The sequence below is a fragment of the Polaromonas sp. genome (genome assembly GCF_030682935.1).
Lineage (GTDB): Bacteria > Pseudomonadota > Gammaproteobacteria > Burkholderiales > Burkholderiaceae_C > Polaromonas.
In genome coordinates this window covers 1-2,907 of record NZ_JAUXNA010000355.1, presented here as the reverse complement: position 1 = coordinate 2,907, position 2,907 = coordinate 1, and the positions used below count along the sequence as shown (strand labels likewise).

Sequence of the window (2,907 nt, the reverse complement as noted above, 5' to 3'; positions counted from 1 at the left end):
GCCGTGGCGGTGATGTTCAACAAGCGCTTTATCAAGTCCAGAAAGGCCACGACGTCCAACTGGGCCAACCTGCGCCTGACAGACGCCCAGCTTGTCTATGCCGCGAACGATGCGTATGCGGCGCTTCGGGTGTTTGAGGCGCTGGGTTTGGCGCGCTGAACAGGGCATGGATGCTGTAAGCCGTCTCCTTGAGGGGCCGCCCGGCCGTCACGCGCCAGCGGCTCAATAATCCCCGCTGGAGCCGCTCGCCAAGCTCTCAAACGTGGTGATGCGGTTGAGAAATGCCAGCTTCACCGTTCCCGTCGGGCCGTTACGCTGCTTGCTGATGATGACCTCGGCCACGCCGGGCTCTTTGCAGGCTTCCTTGGTGTAGTACTCATCGCGGTAGATGAACATGATGATGTCGGCATCCTGCTCGATGGCGCCGGATTCGCGCAGATCGCTCATCATCGGGCGCTTGTCGGTGCGGGACTCCACGCCGCGGCTGAGCTGCGACAGGGCAATCACGGGGCACTGGAGCTCTTTGGCCAGCGACTTCAGGCCGCGCGAAATCTCGCCGACGGCGGTGGCGCGGTTTTCGTCGTTCATGCTGGTCGACACGCTCATGAGCTGCAGGTAGTCAACCACGATCAGGCCAAGCTTGCCGCACTGGCGGGCCAGGCGCCTGGCGTTGGCGCGCAGCTCGCTGACCGTGAGACCAGCGGTCTCGTCGATATGCAGCGAGATGTTGCGCAGTTTTTCAATGGCTTCCGTCAGGCGGGGCCATTCTTCATCGGTCAGCTTGCCGGTGCGCAGGTGGGTCTGGTCAATGCGGCCGATGGAACCGACAATACGCACGGCCAGCAGTGACGCACCCATTTCCATGGAAAAAACGGCCACCGGCAGGCCTTCATTCAGGGCCACATGCTCGGCGATATTGATGGCGAGTGCCGTCTTGCCCATCGACGGACGGGCCGCCAGAATCACGAGGTCGCCGGCCTGAAAGCCGGAGGTCATGCGGTCCAGATCATAAAAACCCGTGGGCACGCCGGTCACGTCGTTCGGGTTTTCCGACATCTCGGTCACCCGGTCCAGCAGGCTGACCACCAGCGTATCCATGCTCTGAAAGCCCTGCATCGCACGGGAACCCTGCTCGCCGATGTTGAAAATCTTCTGCTCGGCTTCGTCCAGGATGGTCGAGACCGCCTTGCCTTGCGGCGCAAAGGCAGCGGTCGCAATCTCGTCGGAGGCAGAGACCAGCTTGCGCAAGATGGAGCGCTCCCGAACAATTTCGGCGTAGCGGCGAATATTGGCGGCGCTGGGCACGTACTGGGCCAGCGCATTGAGGTAGCTCAAGCCCCCCACTTCGTCGGCTTTGCCGTGGTTTTGCAGGTGCTCGTAAACGGTAATGATGTCGGCAGGTTTGGAGCCGTTGATCAGCGCCCCGACGGCGGCGTAAATGAGCTGGTGCTCGTGGCGATAAAAGTCCTGGTCGCTCAGCAGGTCGCCCACGCGGTCCCAGGCGCCGTTGTCAAGCAGCAGCCCTCCCAGAACGCTGGATTCCCCCTCAATCGAGTGCGGCGGAATACGCAACTGGGCAATCTGGCGGTCACCGCTGTAACGGGGATCATCATGGGGAGAAAGTACGGCAGACATGGGCATCCTTAGGGGAACGGTAAATGGTACGCCGGGACCGTGAGAAGGCGGTGGATAAGCCTGTGGACAAGCGGGGGAAATTCGGTGGAAATGCGCCGTGAAGTTGTTCACAACCCCGTGCATCCTGTCGCACACCACCGGGCAAGCCCGCTGGCCCAACCGTCAGCCCCAAGAAAAAAGCCGCTCCGAGGAGCGGCTTTCAGGGACAGTGCAGTGCCAGTTTAGGCGGTTTCGCCGTAAACCGTTACCGTGATATCCACCAGCACGTCGGTATGCAGTGATACGCTCACAGCGTGGTCGCCGACGGTTTTCAGCGGGCCATTAGGCATGCGGATTTGCGATTTGGTCACTGCAAAACCTTGCTTGCTGACTTCTTGAGCGATGTCGGCGTTGGTGACGGAGCCAAACAGGCGACCATCGACACCGGCTTTTTGCGTGAGCTTGACGGTGGTGCCACCGAGCTTTGCGCCTTGGGCTTGCATCTCGGCCAGCTTTGCAGCGGCGGCTTTTTCAAGATCAGCGCGTTTGACTTCGAATTCCTTGATGGCCACTGCCGTGGCGCGACGGGCGCGGCCGGAAGGGATCAGGAAGTTGCGTGCGTAACCGTCTTTAACTTTGACGACTTCGCCCAGGTTGCCCAGGTTCACGACTTTGTCGAGCAGAATAATTTGCATGTTTGTGCTCCTTACAGGCTACGGTGCTGGTCGCTGTAAGGCAGCATCGCGAGGAAGCGAGCGCGCTTGACAGCGGTGTTGATCTGACGCTGGAAAATCGCGCGCGTGCCGGTCAGGCGTGCGGGAATGATTTTTCCGTTTTCGGATACAAAGTCGCGCAGGGTGTCGATGTCTTTGTAGTCGATTTCTTCAACGCCAGCGGCTGTGAAGCGGCAAAAACGCTTGCGCTTGAACAGCAGGGACTGGGTATTGCGCTTGGGGCGCTTGTCTTTATTGAAACGTTTTGGTCCGGCCATGATGGACTCCTTAAATGGGGTTCAGTACTTGTTCGAAATTTTCGAAAGCTTGAATATGAAAAACAACGCTTTTGCTGGTGCGCGCATTGATGAGAAATCCCGTGAATCTGAAAGCTTTGCCTAGGGTGAGCCGGACTGTTTGTTCAGCCAGCGTTCCGAAGGCAACGGCTTTCAGCGTTAACTTGACCTGTCTGGCAACACCTGCTTCAAGGATTTCAGACTCGTGTTCGAGAATGAAGTTGATGGCGGGGATTCCAGCGGGCGTGTAGCGCAACGTGCTTAGCTCGGCGATACAGGCGGTC

The 2,907-nt window shown here is 59.2% G+C and carries 4 protein-coding genes and 1 pseudogene; 1 reads left to right on the top strand and 4 read right to left on the bottom strand.

What is annotated here, in order from left to right; genetic code table 11:
* A pseudogene (locus tag Q8K05_RS16620) lies at window positions 1-159 on the top strand (3'-5' exonuclease domain-containing protein 2); the annotation flags it as partial.
* A 63-nt stretch (window positions 160-222) separates the two neighbouring features.
* On the opposite strand, the gene dnaB reads toward Q8K05_RS16620, so the two are convergent.
* From dnaB to priB, 4 genes are all read right to left on the bottom strand, one after another.
* Window positions 223-1,635, bottom strand: a complete 1,413-nt coding sequence (gene dnaB / locus Q8K05_RS16615; RefSeq protein WP_305247724.1) for a replicative DNA helicase — start codon at window positions 1,633-1,635, stop codon at window positions 223-225.
* Window positions 1,636-1,856: 221 nt separating this feature from the next.
* Window positions 1,857-2,309, bottom strand: a complete 453-nt coding sequence (gene rplI / locus Q8K05_RS16610; RefSeq protein WP_305247723.1) for a 50S ribosomal protein L9 — start codon at window positions 2,307-2,309, stop codon at window positions 1,857-1,859.
* 11 nt (window positions 2,310-2,320) lie between these two features.
* Window positions 2,321-2,605, bottom strand: coding sequence for a 30S ribosomal protein S18 (gene rpsR, locus Q8K05_RS16605; RefSeq protein ID WP_011801778.1), 285 nt, complete (start codon window positions 2,603-2,605; stop codon window positions 2,321-2,323).
* 10 nt (window positions 2,606-2,615) lie between these two features.
* The coding region (gene priB, locus Q8K05_RS16600; RefSeq protein WP_305247721.1) for a primosomal replication protein N at window positions 2,616-2,907 on the bottom strand (292 nt) is incomplete at its 5' end.